This window comes from Streptosporangium brasiliense (assembly GCF_030811595.1).
In the GTDB taxonomy this organism is placed as follows: Bacteria; Actinomycetota; Actinomycetes; order Streptosporangiales; family Streptosporangiaceae; genus Streptosporangium; species Streptosporangium brasiliense.
On record NZ_JAUSRB010000002.1, the window covers coordinates 3,910,757 to 3,931,956 of the forward strand.

The following is a 21,200-nucleotide window of genomic DNA, read 5'->3' on the forward strand; positions in this document are numbered from 1 at the left end:
CCTCCCGATGAATCGCAGGTGTTGATTTTTACCCTAAGTAAGGATTTATCCACACCTTCCCCGTTTGGGGTGAGGATCCTCTCCCGGAGGGAGTGCTGTCTTCTCTCCGGGTGGATATGTCTTGCACCGGGGCGGAAGTCCCGTCGGCACCCGCCGTCGTAGCCGCCGCAGGCGCTGAGGGGGAGCAGGGCCGGTGCGGTCGCCGACGTCGCACATATGTCTACCCCAGTGACGGGGCCCGGCCGGCGCGTCATTTGTCGATCCGCTCCACAGGGAGAGCGCCGTAGCCCCTTCCTGTGGAGGACATCGGTCAATTCCCCCTTGTGAGCGCGGGCGGCACGCGGTGAGGCCTGCCGCGTCAGCGGTGAGCCGCTTGCAGCGCGTGGCCGAGGGCTTCCCGGCCGGACGGCGTCACGTCCCCGCCGAGCAGGACCAGGGCCCGCTCGGCGGCGCCGGCGGGCTCGACGTCAATGGTGACCAGCTGCTGGCCGGGAGCGCTGTTGACGTCGAACACCTCGCAGGTGAGGATCAGGTCGCCGGCCTCGCGGTGGCGGAGGGGCATGGCCGCGTGCGGTACGGGGGACACGTCGTGCCGCGCCCATAATCGGCGGAAATCCGCGCTCTGGGAGGAGAGCTCGTCGACCAGCTCGGTCAGCTGAGGATCGTCGAGGTCCGCCCCTGCGGCGGCGCGCAGGTGCGCCACCTTGGAGCGGGCGACCTGCTCCCAGTCCAGGCCGAACTCACGGTAGAACTCGTGCGCGGCGGGGGCCAGAAAGACCATCCGCAGTAGGTTGTCCGCGTGCTCCCACCCCTCGTAGAGGGCGGTGGCCAGCGGGTTCGCGGCCAGCACGTCCATCCGGCGGCTGATCACCAGCGCCGGGGTGTACGGCCAGCTCCAGATCAGCCGCAGCAGGTCCGGGCTGACCCGTTCCGCCCCGTCGGCCGTCCTGCGCCGTGGCCCGGGATGAGCGAGTCCGTGCAGGTGCGCCGCGGCGTCGGGGTCGAGGTCCAGCGCCCGTGCCAGGGCGTCGAGCACCTGCTCGGACGGATGGCGTTCGCGCCCCTGCTCCAGACGGATGTAGTAGTCGGTGCTGACCCCGGCGAACATCGCCACCTCCTCCCGGCGCAGTCCCGGAGTCCGGCGGAGACCGGAGTGCGGCAGTCCTACCTGCTCGGGGGCGGTGACCTCGCGTCGAGCGCGCAGGAACTCACCCAGAAGATTGTGATTGTCCATTTCATCACCATGTGAAGCGTGTGCTTGGATTCATCACTTTGTGGCAGAAACCGGTTGACCAGGTGCCGTATTCCGCGGCTCCCGGGCCGGCCCCTCCAACGGAGGCGGTGACGGCCTCGACGCGCAGCGTGCGCGCTCTTCCCCGCCCTTCCTCGCCGGCACTCCGAGGCATCCGTCGGCGGCGAGGTCCACCCCTGGGAGTGACACTCCTACCCTCCTGGAGGGCACCCCGCCTAGCGTGGGATCCAGGCACCGTGTCGGTGCGCTGCGCAGTACCGATCCGGTGCTCCACCGGCCCGGGCATCGCCCGGGACGTGACCGATCCGGTATGGAGTGATCCACCATGATCAAGCTCAGGAACGCTCTCGCGGCTGGCACGATGATGGCTTTCGCCCTCATCGTGCCCGCGACGACGCCGGCCCAGTCCGCCGGCGCCGGCACTGAGGCCGTTGTCACCGTTCAGAGTGACGGCGGCAGTGCCAACGGCGCCGCCAACGGCAGCGGCGGCTCCAACGGCGCCGTCAACAGCGGCGGCGGCTCCCACCGTCACTGAGAGGCTCCCACCGTCACTGAGAGGAGAGACGCGTATGGGACCGCGGCCACGGGGCGCACGCTGAAGCGGCCGGACGCGAGCGTGGTCAGCCCAGCCGGGTGATCCGGGAGACGACCTCCACCAGGTCCGGCGGTTCCAGCGGGTCGGGGAGCCCGGCCAGCTCCGCCGGGGAGAACCAGCCGGAGCCCAGAAAGGTGTCGCTCTCCTCGGCGGTGAACGCGCCGGGGGCCACCGCGGGAGTGCCCTCGAACCTCGCCAGGTAGAACCGCTCGGTCTTGGCGTAGTGGGTGCCGAGCCAGTCGAACTCCCGGGGCACCGGCACCCAGAGGTCCAGCACCGCCTCGCCCGGCAGCCCGGTCTCCTCGGTCAGCTCCCGCCGCGCCGCCTCCAGGGGCGTCTCACCCGGATCCATCCCGCCGCCCGGCGGTTCCCACAGGGTCCTGCCGCTGACCGGGTCATGCCAGTGCAGCAGCAGCACGCGGCCGTCGCCGTCCACGCAGACCACCCGTGCCGCGGCCCGGTCGCTCACCGGGGAGCCGTCCGTCCGCAAGCCGTCCCCGTCCGTCTGAGAGTCGCTCATAAGTCCGGGACGTTATCACCGTCCATCGGGTCCAATCCTTCCACAACGCCTACCGAAAAGCAGGATGACCTGCGGAGACGTCCCCAACCTGACAGCCTTACGCGGTCAGCCGTGCCGGAGGTCCCCGCGCAGGGCCGGAGTGCTCCGGCCGTCCGCCGGCGCGGTGCCGCGCGGGTCAGCGTTTCATCGCGCCGTCGGCGATGGCGTCGGCGGCCTCACTGATCGCCATGCCGACGATCTCCAGGCGCCGGACCAGCTCGCGCTCCTTCAGGGTCTCGGCGCTGATCGGGTCGGAGAAGATGCGGGCCATCTCGTACTGGTACATGCGCCGGATGGTGCCGCCGACCTTCTTCGCCTCCAGCGCGTCATGGGTGATCACCGAGGGGCGGGACGCCAGGCCGTGGACCGCGGACTCCAGGGCCTCGATGCCGACGATCACCTGGTCGAGCATGGGGGCGAAGCGCTGCTGGTCCCGGACGCGGTAGAGATGCGACTCGCGGACGAAGTCGCGCAGGGAGTCCAGCACGTCGTCGATCGAGCGGGACAGCCGGAACAGGTCCTCGCGGTCGATCGGCGTCACCAGGGAGCCCGACAGCTCCTCCACCAGACGGGCGCGTTCGGTGTCGCCGCGGTGCTCGATGGAGCGCATCCGCTCGTGGGCGTCGGTCCGGCCCATGTCACCCCCGATCATGGCCATGGCCAGCCAGGCCCCCTGTTTGGTGGCCTCCAGCTGCCCGATCAGCGCCTCGACGAGTACGCTGTCCATGCGGCCCGCCATCAGATCCCGCACCCGCCGCAGCCGCTTCACACGATCACCCTCCGGAGGATGAGCGCCGCCGCCGCGGCGAGCAGCCCGCTCACCGGCAGCGTCAGCATCCAGGCTAAGACGATCTTCGTGGCGGCGTGCCAGCGCACCCGGCCGGCGCTCTCGGCCATCCCGGCCCCGATGAGGGCGCCGGCGATCGTCTGGGTCATGCTCACCGGTGCGCCGATCGCCGAGCAGCCGATCACGGCGGCACCGCTGGCCAGCTCGGCGGTCACGCCGTGCAGCGGGCGCGAGGCGATGATCCCCCGGCTGAGCGTACGGCCGGCACGCGGCAGGCCGTACAGGGCGCCGATCCCGAACAGCGCCGCCACGGCCAGGCAGACGGGGAACGGAGGGCTGGAGAGGCCGAGGGTGAGCATGAAGACGGCCAGCATCTTCTGGCCGTCGTTGGCCGCGTAGGCCAGGCACTGCAGGGTGAACCCGGCCCGGTGCCACTGCCGCAGCGTGCGGCCGTGCGCCAGCCGTACGAGCAGCCGGATCGTCAGGACCGCCAGCAGCCCTCCGACGAACGGGGCGGCCATCGCGACCGCGAGCACGAACAGCACGGCGCCGCCCGAGACGGGCAGATCCCAGCCCAGGCGCGCACCGGTGAGGGCGCCCACGATGGCGAGGGTCAGGCTGGTGGGCAGCCCCTGGTTGTTGAGGGCCGCGACGACGGCCAGCGCGGCCAGTACGGCGACGGTCAACGTGATCTGGCCGTAGGGGCCTTCCATGCTCGTCAGCCTGGTGGTGAAGGTCTTGGCGACCTGGTAGGTCACCAGGGGCATCAGCGCGACCGTGACCATCATCATGATCACGCCGGTCGCCGGCGGGATGCTGGGGATCTTCAGCCCGATCGCCAGGAGCGCGCCGCCGTCGTTGACCCCGGTGACGACCGCGAAGAGTCCGGCGAGCGACGTCAGGGCGACCAGGCTCACGCTTCCACATCCCAACTGAACAACAGGTGAAGGACAAGGCCGGCCCGGCTGTGGCGGCCACAGGCGGATGACGGCTGCCCTCGCTCGTGGTCCATGGGTAGCGTCCCCAGTGCCCCGATAGGGACATACCTACCCAGAGGTCGAGTGGATGATGGATGGAGAGTTCATTCTGTTGGACCCGGGACCGGCGTGCACCTCACAGCGCGTCAAGATCACGAAGGCGCCCGGCATCCCGCACCCGCGCCGCTGACCCGGAGGCGGGCGTGGCGCGGGTGGAGACGGCCGGCGCGCTGTACTCTGCCCAGGTCGGTGCGGAAGCACCGGACGATCCGACCTCTTCGAGGGTGAAGGCATGAACGAGCGAGTCAGAAGGCCCGGCACGGGCTCCGGGACACCGGAGGGGGGCGAGCGCATGAGCTCCGCCGCCCAGTACGTGCTGACGTTGTCCTGCCCGGACCGGCCCGGCGTGGTGGCCGCGGTCTCCGGTCTCCTGGCCGCGCGGGGCTGCAACATCACCGAGAGCCAGCAGTTCGGGGACCCCGTCTCCGAGCGCTTCTTCATGCGGGTACAGTTCGTCTCCCCGCTCTCCCACGCCGATCTCCGCACGGCCTTCACCGCGCTCGCCCCCGAGCTCGGCATGGAGTTCAGGCTGCGCGACCTGGCCGTCAAGCCGCGCGTGCTGGTGCTGGTCAGCAAGTTCGGGCACTGCCTCAACGACCTGCTCTACCGCACGCGCTCCGGCCTGCTCGACATCGAGATCGTCGGGGTGGCCTCCAACCACCCCGACCTGCGCCCGCTGACCCAGTCCTACGGCATCGACTATCACCACCTGCCGGTCACCCCCGAGACCAAGTCCCGCCAGGAGGCGGAGATCCTGAGCCTGGTCGACCACTACCAGGCCGACCTGGTGGTGCTCGCGCGCTACATGCAGGTGCTGTCGGAGGACCTCTGCGTCAAGCTTGCCGGCAACGTGATCAACATCCACCACTCGTTCCTGCCGTCGTTCAAGGGGGCCAAGCCGTATCACCAGGCCCACTCCCGAGGGGTGAAGCTGATCGGCGCGACCGCCCACTACGTGACCGCCGACCTCGACGAGGGGCCGATCATCGAGCAGGAGGTCGCCCGGGTCAACCACACCCACTCCGCGGAGGACCTGGCCGCCATCGGCCGCGACGTCGAGTGCCAGGCCCTCGCCCGCGCCGTACGGTGGCACGCCGAGCAGCGGGTGCTCCTCGACGGCCACCGGACCATCGTCTTCCCGCGCTAGCCGGGCGCCGTGACCGTGGCGCGCCCCCCGGCGGGGGCGCGCCGGGCGGCGACTACGCCGTCAGGCCCGTGTGGTGGGCGAGGAAGGTGAGCTGGTCGGCGGCGAGCTCGACGGTCTTGCTCACCGCGCGGGCGCCGTGGCCCACCTCGGTCTCGTTGCGGAGCAGGATCGGCCGGTCGGAGGACTGGGCGTGCTGGAGGGCGGCGCACATCTTCCAGGCGTGCAGCGGGTGGACCCGGGTGTCGGACTGGAAGACGGTGAACAGCGTCGCCGGGTAGGACACGCCCTCGCGGACGTGGTGGTAGGGCGAGTAGGCGTACAGCCACGCGAACTCGTCGGGCTTCTCGGCCGAGCCGTACTCGACGTTCCAGGTCGCGCCGAGGCCGAACAGCTCGTAGCGGACCATGTCGAGCAGCGGGGCCGAGCAGGCGACGGCGGCGTACAGGTCAGGGCGCTGGGTCAGGGCCGCGCCGACCAGGAGGCCGCCGTTGGAGCCGCCGGAGATGGCCAGCTGGGAGGCGGTGGTGACGCCGGTGGCGATCAGGTGCTCGGCCGCCGCGTGCAGGTCGTCGTAGACGTTCTGCTTGTTGGCGAGCATCCCCGCCCGGTGCCACTCCTCGCCCTGCTCGCCGCCGCCGCGCAGCTGGGCGATGGCGTAGGCGCCGCCCGCCTCGACCCAGGTCAGGATCGACGCCGAGTAGCCGGGGGTCATCGAGATGCCGAAGCCGCCGTAGCCGTACAGGATGGTCGGGCGCGGCCCCTCGACGCCGGGCTTGGAGATCACCAGCATGTGGACCTCGGTGCCGTCGGCCGAGCGGTAGGTCACCTGCTCGGTGTCGACGGCGGGCACCTCGACGGCGCCCGGGGAGGAGGCCCAGAGGCTGGTCTCGCCGGTGCGGGCGTCGTAGCGCTGGATGGTCGGCGGCGTGGTGTTGTCGGTGTAGCCGAACCACGCCTCGTGGCCGCCCTCGGGGCGCTCGCTGATGCCGCCGATGGTGCCCAGGCCGGGCGTCGGCACCTGCCCCACGCGCTCGCCCGCGACCAGGTCGTGGACGGAGATCTCACTGATCGCGTGGCGGGTCCAGCCGACCAGCATGACCGGCCGGTCCAGATCGTCGAGGATCGCGAAGTCCGACAGCACGGCCTCCGGGTCCTGCGGGATCAGGTCGCGCCAGTGTTCGTACTGGGGGGCGGTGGGGTCGGTCACGCAGATCCGCCCGCGCGGGGCGTCGCGGTCGGTGAACACGTAGAGCCTGCCGTCGCGGCCGAAGCTCAGGGCGGTCTGGGCGTCGACGTCCTCCTGGACGACGACGAGGTCCGGCGCCTCGGGGGAGGAGGCCGACAGGTCGGCCACCCACAGGTCGTTGCGCGGCGCCGTGCCGCGGGAGGCGGAGATCTGCAGCCAGCGGCCGTCGCGGGAGACCGCGACACCGTAGTAGTTGGTCTTCTCCATGCCGGCACCGAAGATCAGGACGTCGTCCTCGGTGGAGGTGCCGACCTGGTGCAGGTATACGCGGCGGTGGAACTGCTCCTCACCGTCGGGCACCTCGGTGGAGGGGAGCCTGCGCACGTAGTAGAAGGCCTTCCCGCCGGGCAGCCAGGCCACGGGGGAGTAGCGGCACCGGTCGATCGGACCCTCGATCCGGGCGCCCGTCGCGACGTCCATGAGGTAGAGGCTCGACTCCTCGTCGCCGCCCACCGAGATCTGGTAGGCGAGCAGGCGCCCCTCCTTGTCGGGCTGCCACGAGTCGAGCGTGGTGAGGCCGGTGGGGTCGAGCGCCGTCGGGTCCAGCAGCGCCCGCTCGGTGCCGTCGGGGTCGACGGTGTAGAGCACCGCGTGCTCCTGCTCCGGGGTCCGCCGCATGAAGAAGCGGCGCTCCCCGCGCCAGACCGGTGCGCCGACCGAGCCGGACCTGAGCAGCTCGGCGATCCGCGTCTTGAACGCCTCTCGTCCGGCGAGCGCCCCCATCTCGGCCGCGAAGAGCTTCTCCTCCTCCGCCAGCCACGTCGTGGTGGCCGGATCGTCGGGGTCCTCCAGCCATCGGTAGGGGTCGGGGACGGGGGTGCCGTGCAGGTCGTCGACGAGGGCGTCACGGCTGGCAGGAGGGTATGGCTGTCGCGTCATGGCAGGAACCCTACGACCTCCCGGCGACGGTGCGGACCCATTGCGCGAGAGGCGTATTCGATCTGCCGTCGGAGGAGTTAAAAACTAGTAATGCGGGCATAAAACGTACCAGGCGTCCCTTCAGTCATTTATGGGTGGCTCATTTATGAGTGGCGGGAACGATGATGCAGAAGCCAAACTTGGTTGAGGACGGTGCCGTGGTGACCATCCGCTGGGCCGTCCGGCGGAGGTCCTCGTGACGGAAGCACCAGGGCCCCAGGAGGGGCCGCCATTCGGGGCACGCGACGGCGTGCCCCCTCAACTGACGCGCCGTGCAGCGGGAAAGGCCCGCTGATGCGCCAAGTCCTGCTGTTGAACGCCACCTACGAACCCCTGACCACTCTCTCCCTGCACCGCGCGGTCGTGCTCGTGCTCAGGGAGAAGGCGGACGTCGTGCACCGCGACGGGCGGGGCGCCGTGTTCCGCTCGGCGAGCCGCACGCTCGACGTCCCGTCGGTGATCAGGCTTCGCCGATATGTCCGTATCCCCTACCGGTCACGGATCCCGCTGACCCGGACCGCGCTGATGCGCCGGGACGACTACCGGTGCGCCTACTGCGGCCAGCGGGCCGAGACCATCGACCACGTGATCCCGCGCTCGCGGGGCGGCCCGCACACGTGGGAGAACTGCGTGGCCTCGTGCACCTCGTGCAACCACCGCAAGGCCGACCGGATGCTGGAGGAGCTGGGATGGACGCTGAGCGTCGTCCCGGTGGTGCCACGGGGCGTCCACTGGCGGTTGATCGGCGCGCACAGCGTCGGCGACCCCCTGTGGGCGCCCTACCTCGCGGAGAGCGCGGCCTGACCGCGGCCTGACATCCGTTCGCCCCGGCCCATCCGGTTCGGCACAATCGACGTATGGGATGGACGTTCACCTCCGATGCCGAGGTGTATGCCGGGGCGGCGGAGCCGTGGCTGCTGAAGGACCCGGTCCGCAACACCGTCCCGCTCACGGTCCTGCGCGGCATCCGCAGCGGCCTGTGGGGCGACGACGTGCTGCTGGCCTGGCTGGAACGCGACGGCGAGACCGTCGCCGCGGCGAGCCAGACGCCGCCCCATCCGCTACTGCTCGCCGACGTCCCCCCGGAGACCGTCCGCGGGCTCGCCGCCCGCCTCATCGAGGACGAACGGGTGATCCCCGGAGTGTCCGGGCCGCTCGCGCAGGCCGAGGCGTTCGCCGACGCCTGGTGGCGGCCCGAGGCCGGGCGCCGCTCCGAGCGCCTCTACCGGCTCGACGCGCCCGTCCCGCCGCGGCCGCCGGCCCGGGGAGCCCCCCGCACGGCCACCATCGACGACCTCGGGCGGCTGGTCGGGTGGTTCGGTGACTTCCTGGCCGAGGCCGGCGGTGTCCTGCCCACTGACCTGACCGCGCTGGTGGCCAGCAGGATCAACCGCGAGGAGCTGGTGCTGTGGGAGGCGGACGGGCTGCCCGTCGCGTTCGCCGGGCTCTCCTCACCCATCGCCGGCATGTGCCGGGTCGGCCCCGTCTACACGCCCCCGGACCTGCGCCGGAGGGGATACGGTGCGGCGGTCGCCCACGCCGCGACGGCCGAGGCGCTGGCCGCGGGCGCCACGGAGGTGCTGCTGTTCACCGACCTGTCCAACCCCACCTCCAACTCGATCTACCAGGCGATCGGCTACCGCCCGGTCGCCGACTATGCCTCCATCAGCTTCACGTGAGTAACCTGTCTGTCATGCCGCGCTATGACTTCCGCTGCCGCGCCTGCGGATCCACCTTCGAGCTCTCCCGTCCGATGGCCCGCTCCGGCGAGCCCGCGCTCTGCCCGCAGGGCCACGACGACACCGTCAAGCTGCTGTCCACGGTCGCCGTGACCGGCGGATCCGGCGCCCCGGCACCCCGGCCGGGCGGCGGTGGCGGTGGCTGCTGCGGGGGCGGCTGCTGCGGCTAGGCTCCCCGCCGGGGCTCCCGGTCCCTCCTGAGCGTGCCGACCACGAGCCGGGCGACGCGCTCGACCGTGGCGATCCCCGTGTCCTTGCCGGGGCTGCGCTCCGACAGCACGGCGACCAGCAGGTCGTGGCCGTCCGAGCGGAGTCTGCCGATGCTGTTGACGGTCCACAGGCCGCCGTGCACCCGGGCCGGGAGCCAGCCGTTCTTCAGCGAGACGCGGTCCCCGGCGGACGCCGCGGCGCTCACGCCCCACGCCTGGCCGGGGACGACCGACGACATGAGCCTCATGGCGAAACGCCGGTTGGCCGCGCTGACCGGCCCGGCCGGTGAGCTGAGCGCCCAGAGCACCCTGAGCTGCTCCGACGGCCCACCCCTGGTCGCGCCCCAGTAGGGCCACGGGGCCGGCCAGGTGGCGGTGGCCCCGAGCCCGCGCAGCACCCGGGCCAGCCCACGCCGGCCGCCGACCGCGGCGTAGAGCTCACTCGCGGCCTGGTTGTCGCTCCGCCTGATCATCACCCCGGCGCGGGAACGCTCGTGGCGGGTCAGCGGGCGCCCGGCCGCCTGGGCCCTGAGCAGCAGCGCGGTCAGGATGCCGGCCTTGGCCACGCTCGCCAGCAGGAAGGGTCCGCTGTCGTGGTAGGTGTAGCCGGCCCCGGTGACCAGGTCGAACGCCGCGGCCGCCACGCGGCCGGGCCGGTCCTCCAGATAGTCGTCCAGCGCCCTGGTGAGGTCGCGGCGCTCGGCGGGGCCGGGGACCGACGCGCCACCGCCGGACGTGGCGGCGGCGGGGGGCGGCGCCCGCCACCCCTTCCGCGCCGGTGCGGTTGCCGGCCCGGCGGCCGGTGCCCACGCGTAACAGGCGGCGACCGTCGTCACGGCGACGACGAGGGAGGCCCACCGAACCCTCATGGCCGGAGTCTGTCACCCGGCCGGCCTGATCCGGCCGAGTGACAGGTCAAGGTCCGGCTATGCGGCGCGCTCGTTCTGCAGGGCGCGCCGCCTGCCCTGGAAGGGCAGGAAGCGGTCGGCCAGGTAGGGGCGGGCGGGCTGGAAGGTGGGCTCGGTGGCGACGATCCGGTCGAACCGGAAGGCCCTGATGCCGTGCCGCAGGCGGCACATGCCCACGAGATACCAGTAGTCGCGGTGGACCATGCAGGTCACCGGGTCGACGTCGCGGACGGTGATCCGGCCGGTGACGTCCCGGTAGTGCAGGCGGACCACGAGACGGGAGGTGATGGCGTTGGCGATGGTCCGGGCCCGGTCGGCGACCGGGTCGGGCATCGGGTCGACGAGGGTCGAGAGCGTGGTGGCGATGACTTCGTCGTCGAGCTCCATGTGCTCGAACGCGTGGCGCAGGCCGCTGCGGGCGGCGTTGGCCTGCGGGCCCGAACCCAGGTGCGCCAGGGACAGGGCGAGGGCGGCGATCTCGGCGGTCGTCAACGGGCTGGCGGAGGGCTTCATGACGTTAGCCATACCCTGATCATAGGGACGGGCACCGACATTTTTCGAACTTCTTGTCGGGTACGGGGACCGTACCCGACAGGTAAGTCCGACAGGTGAAGCGGCGTCAGCGGGAGAGCTGGGACAGGTCCCGGGAGGCGCCGGTGGAGGCCGAAGTGGTCATCGCGGCGTAGGCCTGGAGCGCGGCGCTCACCGGGCGGTGACGGTCGCGCGGCCGGTAGCCGCCCAGGTCGGCGACGAGCCGCTCGCGGCGGGCCGACAGCTCCTCCTCGGAGACCTTCAGCTCGATCGACCGGCCGGGGATGTCGATCTCGATGAGGTCGCCGTCCTCGACCAGGGCGATGGTGCCGCCCTCGGCCGCCTCGGGGGAGGCGTGGCCGATGGACAGCCCGCTCGTGCCGCCGGAGAAGCGCCCGTCGGTGACCAGCGCGCAGGCCTTGCCCAGGCCCTTGCCCTTCAGGAACGAGGTCGGGTAGAGCATCTCCTGCATGCCCGGCCCGCCCTTCGGGCCCTCGTAGCGGATCACCACGACGTCGCCGGCCTTGACCTTGTTGTTCAGGATGCCCTCGACCGCGTCGTCCTGGGACTCGAAGACCACGGCGGGCCCGGAGAAGCGCCAGATCGACTCGTCGACTCCGGCGGTCTTGACGATGCAGCCCTCGGTGGCGATGTTGCCGTAGAGGACGGCCAGGCCGCCGTCACGGGTGTAGGCGTGCTCGAAGTCGCGCACGCAGCCCTCGGACCGGTCGAGGTCCAGCGAGTCCCAGCGGGCCTCCTGGGAGTAGGGCTTGACGGTGCGGACGTTGCCGGGGGCGGCGTGCCAGAGCTCCAGCGCCTCGGGCAGCGCGGTGGCCGAGCACGGGTCCCAGGCGTCGATGTAGTCGCCCATCGTGCCGCCGTTGACGGTGTGCGCGTCACGGTGGAGCAGGCCGGCCCGGTCGAGCTCGCCGAGGATGGCGGGGATGCCGCCGGCCCGGTGGACGTCTTCGACGTGGTATTTCGCGGTGGCCGGGGCGACCTTGCACAGGCAGGGCACCCGCAGCGAGATCTCGTTGATCTCCTTGAGCCCGAAGTCCACCTCGGCCTCGCGGGCCGCGGCGAGGATGTGCAGGATCGTGTTCGTCGAGCCGCCCATCGCCACGTCCAGCGCCATGGCGTTCTCGAACGCGTCTTTGGTGGCGATGCTGCGCGGCAGGACCGTCTCGTCGTCCTGCTCGTAGTAGCGGCGGGTGATGTCCACCAGCCGGCGCCCGGCGTCCTGGAACAGCTTCTTGCGCGCCTTGTGCGTGGCCAGGATCGTGCCGTTGCCCGGCAGCGCCAGGCCGATGGCCTCGGCGAGGCAGTTCATCGAGTTGGCGGTGAACATCCCGCTGCACGAACCGCAGGTCGGACAGGCGTTCTCCTCCATCTCCAGCAGCTCGGCGTCGGAGACGCCGTCGTCGGCGGAGGCGATCATCGGGTCGATCAGGTCGAGCTTCCGGCCCGGTGTCTTGCCGGCCTCCATCGGGCCGCCGGAGACGAAGACCGTGGGGATGTTGAGCCGGAAGGCGGCCAGCAGCATGCCCGGGGTGATCTTGTCGCAGTTGGAGACGCAGATGAGCGCGTCGGCGCAGTGCGCGTTGACCATGTATTCGACCGCGTCGGCGATCAGCTCGCGGCTGGGCAGCGAGTAGAGCATGCCGCCGTGGCCCATCGCGATGCCGTCGTCGACCGCGATCGTGTTGAACTCGCGCGGGATCGCGCCCGCCTCGCGGATCGCCCCGGCCACCACGTCGCCGACCTCGCGGAGGTGGACGTGCCCGGGGACGAACTGGGTGAAGCTGTTGGCCACCGCGATGATGGGCTTGCCGAAGTCACCGCCGGCTACACCCGTCGCCCGGAGCAGGGCCCGGGCTCCGGCCATGTTCCTGCCGTGAGTGACCGTACGAGACCTGAGGGCGGGCATGAGGCTTCTCCCATCATCGAAACCGAGTCTTCAAATGGTACGGCTACCGCCCGGTGCTTGAGACGGCTGTCCACAACACGAGACGCGCGGCCGTCGACCGCCTGGTGGGCGGTCGCGGCGCGGAGCCGCTCCCCGGTGGCGTGCCGCGAAGGTGTCCGGACGTCGACGGGAACGTCTCCGGCCGCCGGCGGAGCGGCGGGAGCGCTGAGGCGGCGACCGGTGGAGCCGAGGTGTGCCCGGCCCTGCCACCGACCTTACCGAACGCCCCGCGCCGGACGCCCCACGGCCGTCGGTGACCGTGTCGGGTCATGGAGGCGGCCGCGTCGGTCACGGAGGCGGCCGCGTCGGATCCCGGTCGTGGAGGGCGCCGGGTCCCGGGCGTGGGGAGGGCGGGCGCGTACGCGGGGGAGGGGACCGGGGGAGGGGGGAGGGAAAGGGTGCGGGCATGAAGGACGGGAGCCGCCGGCGCCCGGCCGGAGACTCCCGTCAGGGGTTACGGAGGGTCGCTCCCGGGGGCCGGGGCGCCTCCGGGGTCAGGATTCGGGGTAGCGCGCGGGCAGGACCTGCTCGGCGGCCCGGTAGATCTCGTCGATCTCGGTGTCGGTGAGTGACCGTTCCCGCTTGGTGATCCATTTGCGGACACGGCTGCCGTCGAAGACGTCGACCTCGCGGACGTTGAGGATCTTCCACGGGATCGCCGGGCCGTAGATCGCCAGGGACGGGACGATCGTGACCTCGTGGCCGAGCGCCTCCCCGATCAGCTCTGCCGCCTGGGACGCCTCCCAGCGCGCCTCGTCGAGGCGGGGTTTCTGGTTGAACGGCCCGTGGAACAGCTTGCGGTGCGACTGGACGCGGACCGGCAGGCGCTTGTCCCATTTCTCCGAGTCGACGGCGTAGATCCCGGTGGGGCCCACGACCAGGTGGTCGATCTGGGCCTCGCTGTTGGGGATCGCACGGGCGTGCAGGGTGCGGTAACCGCCCCGCTCCAGCCGCTTGAGCTGGGCCTCCGTGCGCCGCTCCGCGACCGAGGCGCGCCGCCAGGCGGGCACCGTCGAGTTGGACCGGGCGTGCAGCACCGTGTCGACGATCGTGGCCACGACGGCCGCGGTGACCCCCAGCCGCCAGCTCGCGAGCAGGATGCCCGCGACCACTCCCACGCCGACCGCGATCAGGGCACGGCGCCGCAGATGGCGATATTTGGGATGGTCGAGCAGACTGCGCAGGGAAGCGCGCTCAACGGGCGCGTACGTAGACGCGGGCGCGGTGGGTCGAGACGTCGGCCTGTCCTCGGCCGGTCGGTCACTGACCCAAATAGGTGACGTAGCGTTACCGTCTTCTGGTACCTGACCGGAATCCACGTAACTCACGGTAGCTGACGTCCATTGGGGTGCCTAGTATTGGGTATCTCATACTTTTGTGACCACCATCACTCGCTTGGCGCCGTCCTGATCCGGGTATCTACTCATTTCCTCTCTAGATAACCGGGCCGTCTGCGCCTACTGTGCGGGACGTGGCCCACATACATGATCTTACCGCCCTTGAGCAGGCGGCGGCCGTGCGGAGCGGGGAGATCTCGCCCGTCGAGATCGCCGAACACTACCTCGACCGCATCGCGCGGCTGGACCCGGAGGTCGGCGCCTATGTGACCGTCACCCGCGAGATGGCCCTGGAACAGGCGGGCAAGGCCGAGGCCAGGGTGCTGGCGGGGGAGGAGCTCCCGCCGCTGCTCGGGGTGCCGATCCCGATCAAGGACCTCAACCTGGTCAAGGACGTGCCGATCCACTTCGGCTCGGCCACCTACGAGGACTTCGTCGCGCCGGTGGACGACAGCGTGGTCGAGAGGCTCAGGGACGCCGGGACCGTCATGCTCGGCAAGACCGCGACCCCGGAGTTCGGACTGCCCTGCTACACCGAGACCTCGCTCTCCCCGCCCACCCGCACCCCGTGGGACCTCTCCCGCTCCGCCGGCGGCTCCAGCGGAGGAGCCGCCGCCGCGGTCGCCGCGGGCCTGGCCCCCGCGGCGCAGGGCAGTGACGGCGCGGGCTCGATCCGGATCCCCGCCTCGGTCTGCGGGCTGTACGGCATCAAGCCCACCCGGGGCCGGATCAGCTCCGCGCCGATCATCCCCGACCTCGCCGGCCTGTCCACCAACGGCCCGATCACCCGTACCGTGGCCGACGCCGCCGCGCTGCTCGACGTGATGACGCACGACAACCCCGGCGACCTCTACTACGCCCCGCCGCCGGAGCTGGGCACGTTCACGGCGTACGTGGGCCGGGACCCGGGCCGCCTGCGCATCGCCCGCTACGCCGAGCCGCTCGTCCCCGGCGCCGAGGTCGACCCCGAGGTGCTCGCCGCCTACGAGCACGCCTCGGCGGAGCTGGCCGCGCTCGGGCACGAGGTGGTGGACATCGCGCCGCCGTTCACCCCGGACCTGGTGCCGCAGTTCGTGACGCTCTGGTACGCCTTCGCCTGCATGCACCCGGTGGACCTGGGCAAGCAGGAGCGGCTCCGGCCGCTGACCGCCTGGCTGCGCGGGCGCGGCTTCGCCACCCCGGCCCCCGACTTCCTGCAGGCCCAGTCGGCGCTGCAGCTGGCCACCCGGTTCGGGCTGATGGTCACCGACCAGTACGACGCGGTGCTCACCCCCACCGTCACCCAGCCGCCCCGGCCGGTGGGCTGGTTCGAGGACGTGGCGGAGCCGGAGGAGACCTTCGAGCGGATGAAGCGCTTCGCCGCCTTCCCCGCCATCTACAACGTCAGCGGCCAGCCCGCGGTCAACCTCCCGCTGCACTGGACGCCGGACGGCCTGCCGGTCGGCGTCATGCTGGCCGGACGGTTCGGCGACGAGGGCACGCTGATCTCGCTCTCGGCGCAGGTGGAGGCGGCCCGCGGCGGCTTCTGGGGAGAGCGCAGACCGGCCGTCTGGTAGGTCTCGAACAGGTCTCGACGACATCTCGCCGCGGGTCTACCGTTGGTCGTGTGGACGCGATCCGGGTCCTCGGGTTTCTCGTCGGAGCCTCCGCGGGACTGTTCCTGTTCATCACCCTGCTGGTGATGCTGCCCGGCAGGATGCGCGCGCGTGCGGCCCGGACCACCTCGGCGGGCGCGGTGTGGTTCGGCGGCCCGCACGGCGGCGAGCAGGGTGGCGTCGCCCCCGGTCCGGTGCTGGTGGACCGGGGGGCTCCCCGGGAGCCGCGGGGCGACTGGGTCTCGCTGGCCGAGCTCGCCGAGCCGGGCCGGCACGTCGGCGGGGCGTCGGCGCGATGGTGACGGTGCTGCCGGCCCTGAGCCCGGCACAGGCCGACGACCTCCGGGAGGCGCTGCGCGCCGCGGACCGCCGCAGCGGCCTGCGCTTCGCGGCCTACCTCGGACCGGCCATCGGCCCGCGCCGTCACTTCGCCGAACGGCTGCACGCCGCGCTGGGCGAGGAGGCCGACAGGGCCGTGCTCGTCTTCGTGGACCCCGGAGGGCGGGCGCTGGAGATCGTCACCGGTCTCCACGCCGGCCGGCGGCTCCCCGACCGGGAGTGCCGCCTGGCCGCGACGTCGATGGCGCTCGCCCTCGGTGCGGGAGATCTGGCGGGCGGGCTCGTCTCCGGCGTGGGGCTGCTGGCGGATCTCGCTTCGCGCCGCAGATGACCTTCTCGCATAATCGGGTAGTGCTGAAGATCGTGCGCGACACGCTGGCGGGTCACGTCTCCGGGGGAGGCACGGTGAGGCAGGAGCAGGACGAGGTCGTCGCCTACATCGCGGCGGTCCTGGCCGAGGTGCGCGGCGACATCGGCAGGGCGGACCGCAAGGCCGCGGTCCTGGCGGCAGCGGCCGTCCTCGGCGTGCTGCTGGGCAACCGCTACGGGCCGGACGGGCTGCCCAGCCAGGTGGAGTGGCTCTGGTGGGCGGGCGTCTTCTTCTGCGCGATGGGGGTCCTGATGCTCGCCGGCGCCCTTTACCCCCGCAGTGCGCGGCTCGCCGGGCAGGCGGTGGAGCGCCGCCGCTCCTACGCGGGCCGGCTCTACGACGAGGATCCCCACGCCGGCGAGGCCCCGGTGGAGGACTCCCGCGCCGGCGCGTTCGCCCGCAGCGCGCTCGCCGACCTGAGGGCCCGCACGGCGGCCCAGGACACCCGGGTCCGGGCCGACCGGCTCGTGCTGGACATCAGGAGGCTCAGCTCCGTCGCCGACGCCAAGAAACGCTACGTCCGCAGGGGCGTGATCCTGTTGGTGATCTCCCTCTGCTGCTGCGCGCTCTCGGTGACGGTCGGCCAGGCCATGACGTCGTGGGACTTCTTCGGCAGGCCCATGGCCCCCGCCGTCCAGCCGACGCCCGCGGCGGGTCCGTGCGTCCCGTCCGGCACCTGTGACAGGTCCTCCTACGGTCAGGCCCGCAGCAGTTTCACCAGATAGGTGCTGATGTCCGTCAGCAGGGTCGAGGGGGCCAGGGGCGCGGCGGCGACGGCGGAGAACAGGCTGGGCAATCCCGGCAGGGGGAAGCCGTCGTCCCTGGCGGCCTCCTCGCCCACCGCGTTCTTGCCGAGGATCGCCCGGCTGCGCTGCCAGGCGTCAAGGACCTCCTCGGGGGAGGGCACACCGAACCCGTGGCCCACCGGGGCCGCGTGGCGCAGCCGTACCAGGGGGGTGTCGGCGAAGGCCAGCGCGGCGCGGGCGCGCACGCCGAGGTCCTCGCGGCGCTCCGGCTCCACCCAGTCCATCGCGGTGCAGGGGGTGCGGCAGGTGGCCACGCAGGTGGCGAGCGCGCCCGCCACCTGGCTGTGCTGCCGGTCGAAGTAGGCCCGCCAGCCCTCGGCCGGCTCCCCGGCCACCCGCAGGGTCCGGTTGGTGGCCGACTGCTCCGACTTCGTGTGGTCGCACTCGCGCTCGCCGATCACGCCGAACCTGCTGCCCGGCGCGCTGAGCCCGCGCGGCCAGCGCGCCGGGTCGCCCGCGTTGCCGAGCAGCGGCTCGAAGGCGAGCAGCGGCAGGTATTCGCTGGCGATGTGGATGGCGGCGACCATGGGGCTCAGCTCGCGCCGGTGCCACCGGACCGCGATCACCTCCAGCAGCAGCCCGTAGGCGGGCCGCAGCGACTCCAGGGCGCCGCGCGGCTGCTCCCGCGGCGTCTGCGGCATGGTGCACGCCCGCGCCCGGCGCCTCAGGTCGCTGGGTACGGCACGCGCCTCGGCGGCGAAGTCCTCCGCGTCGAGGGAGAGCAGCCGCTGCCCGAACTCGCACACCGCCTCGATGTCGCCGGCGTCCTCGACGACGTCCACGGCGAGTGCCCCGAGGTCGGCGAAGGCGTGCCTGCGCGCCAGGGAGACGAGTAGATCGCGTGCTGATTCCACTTGATCACCTTCTCACGGGGCGCGGATCCCGGGTCACCTTATCCGGCCATAGCGGGATGTTGACATGTTCTTGCAGGTAGGGACCATTTTTACCATCAACTGGCGGTGGCCGGCGCACCGATCACGGCGCCGCGGCCCGCCCGCCCGGCCCGGACGGCACCGCTGGGGACGGTAGGCCGCCAGGTAGGCACGGACCCGGGACGCGCGGACGCCCCCCGCCGTGACGGCGGGGGGCGTCAGGAGCCGGGCGGATCCGCCCGGGGCCGGGGCCGGGTCAGGCCGCCGAGGTGTCCTTGGCCTGAGCCCGCAGGGCGCGGCTGACGCCGTCGGCGCCCTCCAGGAGCAGGCGCTTGAGGGCGTGCGGCGGCTGCTCGGCGGAGATGAAGTCCTGGGTCCGGGCGACGGTCTCCGGGGAGATGGCCAGGGCCGGGTAGCAGCCGTTGGCGAAGCTCTGGGCGCTGTCGAAGGTCCAGGTCTTCCAGATCCGGCCGATCTCCTTGAAGTATTCCGTGGCGTACGGCTCAAGCAGGTCCGGGTGGTGCGGGTCCATGAAGCCGAGGACCGTCGAGCGGAGCAGGGCGCCGCTCAGCTTGCCCTCGATGATGACGCCCCAGGCCTTCGCCTTGCCCTCGGCCGTCGGGATCGCGGCGCGGGAGAGCGCGGCGGAGCGCTCGCCGGTGGCGGTGGCGTCGCGCAGGAGCTCCTCGGCGATGTCCTCCTCGCCGAGCACGCCGCCGGAGACCAGGGACTGGATCAGCGTCCAGCGCAGGTCGGTGTCCACGGTCAGCCCGCCGAGCACCTCCGAGCCGTCCAGCAGGCCCTTGACGAACGCCAGGTCCTCGGCGGAGGTCGCCACGGCGGACAGGGCGTTGACGTAGGCGAGCTGGTGGTCGGAGCCCGGCTCGGCCCCGGCGACGAGGGAGCGCAGGGCGGAGGCCAGCAGGGCCAGGCCCTCGGCCCGCCAGGCCGGGTCGGCGTACTGCTGGACGGCCAGGCGGGCCTGGCGGAGCACCGTCTGCGCGACGGTGATGTCCTTGACCGACGCGATGCCGGAGATGACCAGGGCGACGTAGTCGCGGGTGGACATCTCGGCGTCGCGGGTCATGTCCCAGGCGGCCGACCAGCACAGGGCACGGGGCAGGGACTCGGTGAACCTGGCGATGCCGCCGTTCACCAGCGTCTGCAGCGAACGCTCGTCGAGCCGGACCTTGGCGTAGGTCAGGTCGTCGTCGTTGATCAGGACCAGGTCCGGCTGGACCTCGCCGACCAGCTCGGCCACCGCCGTACGTGCCCCGACCACGTCGAGCTCGACCCGCTTGGTGCGGACCAGGGCGTCGCCCTGCAGGGAGTACAGGCCGATGGCGACGCGGTGCGAGCGCAGCGTCGGGTAGTCGGCCGGGGCCTCCTGCAGGACGTTGAACTCTAGGAAACGGCCCTCGGGGTCGGTGGTGAACGACGGGCGCAGCGTGTTGACCCAGGCGGTCTCCAGCCACTCCTTGGACCAGGAGGACAGGTCGCGGCCGGAGGTGCGCTCCAGCGCGCCGAGCAGGTCGGCGAGCGTGGTGTTGCCCCAGGCGTGCTCGTTGAAGTAGTCGCGGACGCCGGCCAGGAAGTTGTCCAGGCCCACGTAGGCGACGAGCTGCTTGAGCACCGAGGCGCCCTTGGCGTAGGTGATGCCGTCGAAGTTGACCTCGACCGCGTGCATGTCGACGATGTCGGCGGCGATCGGGTGGGTCGAGGGCAGCTGGTCCTGGCGGTAGGCCCAGGCCTTCTCCACGTTGGCGAAGGTCGTCCACGCGCCCTGGCCCCAGCGGGTGGCCTCGGCCTGGCAGAGCACCGAGGCGTAGGTGGCGAACGACTCGTTCAGCCACAGGTCGTCCCACCAGCGCATGGTGACCAGGTCGCCGAACCACATGTGCGCCATCTCGTGCAGGATCGTCTCGGCGCGGCGCTCGATGATCGCGTCGGTGACGCGGGAGCGGAAGACGTAGTCCTCCAGGAAGGTCACGCAGCCGGCGTTCTCCATCGCGCCCGCGTTGAACTCGGGCACGAAGAGCTGGTCGTACTTGCCGAACGGGTAGCGGACGCCGAAGATCTTGTGGAAGAAGTCGAACCCCTGCCGGGTGATCTCGAAGAGGTTGTCGGCGTCGAGGTGCTCGGCGAGCGAGGCCCGGCAGTAGAGGCCCAGCGGGATGCCGTCGTGCTCGGAGGTCACCTTGTGGTAGGGGCCGGCGCACAGGGCGGTGATGTAGGTGGACATCACCGGCGTGGCGGGGAAGTGCCAGCGCTTGGCGGCCTGGAGCGCGCCGTGGCGGCCGTGGTGCTCCTCCAGCTCCTCGGCGGAGTCGGGCGCCGCGTTGGAGATGACCTCCCAGTAGGAGGGCGCGAGCACGGTCAGCTCGAAGGTGGCCTTCAGGTCGGGCTGGTCGAAGCAGGCGTACATCCGGTGGGCGTCGGCCGTCTCGAACTGGCTGTGCAGGTAGACGTTCTTGTCGACCGGGTCGACGAAGCGGTGCAGGCCCTCGCCGGTGCGCGTGTAGGAGCAGTCGGCGTCGACGCGCAGTTCGTTGGTCTCGGCCAGGCCCGGCAGCGGCAGCCGGCCGGTCTCCAGGTCGTAGCTGCTCACGTCGAGCTCGGTGCCGTTCAGGACGGCCTTGCGCACCTTGGCGCCGGCCAGGTCGATGAACGTCTCCGCACCCGCCTGAGCGCTGGTGAACCGGACCGTGGTGACGCTCTCGAAGCGCTCCTCACCCTCGGTCAGGTCGAGTTCCACCGCGTATGACTGCACACTGAGCAGACGCGCGCGCTCACGGGCCTCGTCACGGGTCAGATTGCCTGCCACTACCGCTCCCTCGTCACAACTTCCCCCGCTCCGTTGCGAAGGGATGCCTGAATCCTGCCATGTGAGGCAGAGGATCGCCGCCCCGGAGGCCGAGGGACGAGCCGACCGCTCCGTTCGAGGATAAAGCCGCTCGTCAACGTAATAATCCCTACGTGGAATAGGA

The 21,200-nt window shown here is 71.6% G+C and carries 20 protein-coding genes; 9 read left to right on the top strand and 11 right to left on the bottom strand.

What is annotated here, in order from left to right:
- Positions 1–358 precede the first annotated feature (358 nt).
- The gene (locus tag J2S55_RS26665) at positions 359–1,234 is read right to left on the bottom strand and encodes a helix-turn-helix domain-containing protein (protein WP_306866245.1); all 876 of its coding nucleotides are present in this window, start codon (positions 1,232–1,234) and stop codon (positions 359–361) included.
- Between the two features lie 343 nt (positions 1,235–1,577).
- Between J2S55_RS26665 and J2S55_RS26670 the strand changes: the two genes are divergently transcribed.
- The gene (locus J2S55_RS26670) at positions 1,578–1,787 is read left to right on the top strand and encodes a hypothetical protein (RefSeq protein WP_306866248.1); all 210 of its coding nucleotides are present in this window, start codon (positions 1,578–1,580) and stop codon (positions 1,785–1,787) included.
- 85 nt (positions 1,788–1,872) lie between these two features.
- On the opposite strand, the gene J2S55_RS26675 is transcribed toward J2S55_RS26670, so the two are convergent.
- The 3 genes from J2S55_RS26675 to J2S55_RS26685 form a co-directional block, all read right to left on the bottom strand.
- Positions 1,873–2,367 (bottom strand): NUDIX hydrolase, encoded by a 495-nt coding sequence (locus J2S55_RS26675; RefSeq protein ID WP_306866252.1) that lies wholly within the window; start codon positions 2,365–2,367, stop codon positions 1,873–1,875.
- Between the two features lie 175 nt (positions 2,368–2,542).
- Positions 2,543–3,175, bottom strand: a complete 633-nt coding sequence (locus J2S55_RS26680; protein WP_306866254.1) for a DUF47 domain-containing protein — start codon at positions 3,173–3,175, stop codon at positions 2,543–2,545.
- Positions 3,172–4,110, bottom strand: coding sequence for an inorganic phosphate transporter (locus J2S55_RS26685; RefSeq protein ID WP_306866257.1), 939 nt, complete (start codon positions 4,108–4,110; stop codon positions 3,172–3,174). The genes J2S55_RS26680 and J2S55_RS26685 overlap by 4 nt, the downstream gene beginning before the upstream one ends.
- A 412-nt stretch (positions 4,111–4,522) precedes the next feature.
- Between J2S55_RS26685 and purU the strand changes: the two genes are divergently transcribed.
- Positions 4,523–5,377, top strand: coding sequence for a formyltetrahydrofolate deformylase (purU, locus tag J2S55_RS26690; protein WP_306875578.1), 855 nt, complete (start codon positions 4,523–4,525; stop codon positions 5,375–5,377).
- Positions 5,378–5,429: 52 nt separating this feature from the next.
- On the opposite strand, the gene J2S55_RS26695 is transcribed toward purU, so the two are convergent.
- The gene (locus tag J2S55_RS26695; RefSeq protein ID WP_306866260.1) at positions 5,430–7,502 is read right to left on the bottom strand and encodes a prolyl oligopeptidase family serine peptidase; all 2,073 of its coding nucleotides are present in this window, start codon (positions 7,500–7,502) and stop codon (positions 5,430–5,432) included.
- Between the two features lie 333 nt (positions 7,503–7,835).
- On the opposite strand from J2S55_RS26695, the gene J2S55_RS26700 reads away from it, so the two are divergent.
- Genes J2S55_RS26700 through J2S55_RS26710 form a run of 3 tightly spaced genes read left to right on the top strand, consistent with a single transcriptional unit; the run spans position 7,836 to position 9,450 of the window.
- Positions 7,836–8,345, top strand: a complete 510-nt coding sequence (locus J2S55_RS26700) for an HNH endonuclease (RefSeq protein WP_012893753.1) — start codon at positions 7,836–7,838, stop codon at positions 8,343–8,345.
- Between the two features lie 53 nt (positions 8,346–8,398).
- Positions 8,399–9,220: a GNAT family N-acetyltransferase gene (locus tag J2S55_RS26705; RefSeq protein ID WP_306866269.1), complete on the top strand. Its 822-nt coding sequence runs from the start codon at positions 8,399–8,401 to the stop codon at positions 9,218–9,220.
- 14 nt (positions 9,221–9,234) lie between these two features.
- Positions 9,235–9,450 (top strand): FmdB family zinc ribbon protein, encoded by a 216-nt coding sequence (locus tag J2S55_RS26710; RefSeq protein ID WP_306866272.1) that lies wholly within the window; start codon positions 9,235–9,237, stop codon positions 9,448–9,450.
- On the opposite strand, the gene J2S55_RS26715 is transcribed toward J2S55_RS26710, so the two are convergent.
- From J2S55_RS26715 to J2S55_RS26730, 4 genes are all read right to left on the bottom strand, one after another.
- Positions 9,447–10,358 (bottom strand): serine hydrolase, encoded by a 912-nt coding sequence (locus J2S55_RS26715; protein ID WP_306866275.1) that lies wholly within the window; start codon positions 10,356–10,358, stop codon positions 9,447–9,449. The two genes, J2S55_RS26710 and J2S55_RS26715, sit on opposite strands and share 4 nt — an antisense overlap.
- 57 nt (positions 10,359–10,415) lie before the next feature.
- Complete coding sequence (locus J2S55_RS26720; protein ID WP_306866277.1) at positions 10,416–10,922, bottom strand: helix-turn-helix transcriptional regulator; 507 nt, start codon at positions 10,920–10,922, stop codon at positions 10,416–10,418.
- Positions 10,923–11,016: 94 nt separating this feature from the next.
- Entirely contained in the window at positions 11,017–12,855 is a 1,839-nt protein-coding gene (gene ilvD / locus J2S55_RS26725; RefSeq protein WP_306866279.1) for a dihydroxy-acid dehydratase, read from the bottom strand.
- A 533-nt stretch (positions 12,856–13,388) separates the two neighbouring features.
- The gene (locus J2S55_RS26730) at positions 13,389–14,012 is read right to left on the bottom strand and encodes a nuclease-related domain-containing protein (protein WP_306866282.1); all 624 of its coding nucleotides are present in this window, start codon (positions 14,010–14,012) and stop codon (positions 13,389–13,391) included.
- Between the two features lie 353 nt (positions 14,013–14,365).
- Here J2S55_RS26730 and J2S55_RS26735 point away from each other — a divergent pair, with 353 nt between their 5' ends.
- The 4 genes from J2S55_RS26735 to J2S55_RS26750 are packed head-to-tail and all read left to right on the top strand — an operon-like array spanning position 14,366 to position 17,260.
- A complete protein-coding gene (locus J2S55_RS26735; RefSeq protein ID WP_306866284.1) occupies positions 14,366–15,787 on the top strand; it encodes an amidase in 1,422 nt (473 codons plus the stop codon).
- A 50-nt stretch (positions 15,788–15,837) separates the two neighbouring features.
- Positions 15,838–16,128, top strand: a complete 291-nt coding sequence (locus tag J2S55_RS26740) for a hypothetical protein (protein WP_306866286.1) — start codon at positions 15,838–15,840, stop codon at positions 16,126–16,128.
- Entirely contained in the window at positions 16,122–16,496 is a 375-nt protein-coding gene (locus J2S55_RS26745) for a DUF5130 family protein (RefSeq protein WP_306866288.1), read from the top strand. Before J2S55_RS26740 ends, J2S55_RS26745 begins: the two co-directional genes overlap by 7 nt.
- Before the next feature lie 20 nt (positions 16,497–16,516).
- Positions 16,517–17,260: a Pycsar system effector family protein gene (locus tag J2S55_RS26750; protein WP_306866290.1), complete on the top strand. Its 744-nt coding sequence runs from the start codon at positions 16,517–16,519 to the stop codon at positions 17,258–17,260.
- Here the strand turns inward: J2S55_RS26750 and J2S55_RS26755 are convergent.
- Positions 17,233–18,195 carry a hypothetical protein gene (locus J2S55_RS26755; protein ID WP_306866292.1) on the bottom strand — a complete coding sequence of 321 codons (963 nt, stop codon included), beginning with the start codon at positions 18,193–18,195 and terminating at the stop codon, positions 17,233–17,235. The genes J2S55_RS26750 and J2S55_RS26755 overlap by 28 nt on opposite strands.
- Before the next feature lie 274 nt (positions 18,196–18,469).
- Positions 18,470–21,037 carry an aminopeptidase N gene (gene pepN, locus J2S55_RS26760; RefSeq protein ID WP_306866294.1) on the bottom strand — a complete coding sequence of 856 codons (2,568 nt, stop codon included), beginning with the start codon at positions 21,035–21,037 and terminating at the stop codon, positions 18,470–18,472.
- Positions 21,038–21,200 lie beyond the last annotated feature (163 nt).

Coding starts and splice junctions, on each gene's coding strand:
- ilvD (WP_306866279.1), bottom strand. CDS start 12,855: ATGCCCGCCCTCAGGTCTCGTACGGTCACTCACGGCAGGAACATGGCC.
- purU (WP_306875578.1), top strand. CDS start 4,523: ATGAGCTCCGCCGCCCAGTACGTGCTGACGTTGTCCTGCCCGGACCGG.
- J2S55_RS26695 (WP_306866260.1), bottom strand. CDS start 7,502: ATGACGCGACAGCCATACCCTCCTGCCAGCCGTGACGCCCTCGTCGAC.
- J2S55_RS26670 (WP_306866248.1), top strand. CDS start 1,578: ATGATCAAGCTCAGGAACGCTCTCGCGGCTGGCACGATGATGGCTTTC.
- J2S55_RS26745 (WP_306866288.1), top strand. CDS start 16,122: ATGGTGACGGTGCTGCCGGCCCTGAGCCCGGCACAGGCCGACGACCTC.
- J2S55_RS26710 (WP_306866272.1), top strand. CDS start 9,235: ATGCCGCGCTATGACTTCCGCTGCCGCGCCTGCGGATCCACCTTCGAG.
- J2S55_RS26665 (WP_306866245.1), bottom strand. CDS start 1,234: ATGGACAATCACAATCTTCTGGGTGAGTTCCTGCGCGCTCGACGCGAG.
- J2S55_RS26715 (WP_306866275.1), bottom strand. CDS start 10,358: ATGAGGGTTCGGTGGGCCTCCCTCGTCGTCGCCGTGACGACGGTCGCC.
- J2S55_RS26675 (WP_306866252.1), bottom strand. CDS start 2,367: ATGAGCGACTCTCAGACGGACGGGGACGGCTTGCGGACGGACGGCTCC.
- J2S55_RS26705 (WP_306866269.1), top strand. CDS start 8,399: ATGGGATGGACGTTCACCTCCGATGCCGAGGTGTATGCCGGGGCGGCG.
- J2S55_RS26720 (WP_306866277.1), bottom strand. CDS start 10,922: ATGGCTAACGTCATGAAGCCCTCCGCCAGCCCGTTGACGACCGCCGAG.
- J2S55_RS26700 (WP_012893753.1), top strand. CDS start 7,836: ATGCGCCAAGTCCTGCTGTTGAACGCCACCTACGAACCCCTGACCACT.